Source organism: Bacillus sanguinis, assembly GCF_018332475.1.
In the GTDB taxonomy this organism is placed as follows: Bacteria; Bacillota; Bacilli; order Bacillales; family Bacillaceae_G; genus Bacillus_A; species Bacillus_A sanguinis.
The window spans coordinates 1-305 of record NZ_BOQB01000656.1 but is presented as its reverse complement, the minus strand read 5'-3'; the positions used below and the strand labels follow the sequence as shown (position 1 = coordinate 305).

General features: G+C 25.2%; 1 pseudogene. It reads left to right on the top strand.

Annotated features, from left to right (window positions below):
* Window positions 1–167: 167 nt before the first annotated feature.
* Window positions 168–305: pseudogene (locus tag KI369_RS29075) on the top strand (ArsR/SmtB family transcription factor); the annotation flags it as partial.

Genomic DNA, 305 nt, shown 5'->3' with positions numbered 1-305 from the left:
AACATTGTATTATGTATATGTACCAAATAAATAAAGTGAATTGTATTTCGTTCTGTTTTTAAAAATTTAAAATTCTATTATTTTTATATAAAGGTTTCACATCAGAGTTTTAAATATTTTGGAAATAGATCAAAATAATAGGAATTCATATAAAAGGGGAATGTCTTATGACAACATATACGAGTGAGATGAGAAAAAGTTTAGTTTCAGAAGAAGATGTAGATATTTTAAAAATTATGGCGCACCCAATCCGCTTACAAATTGTAAATGAGTTAAGTACGAGAAAAACTTGTAATGTAACACAA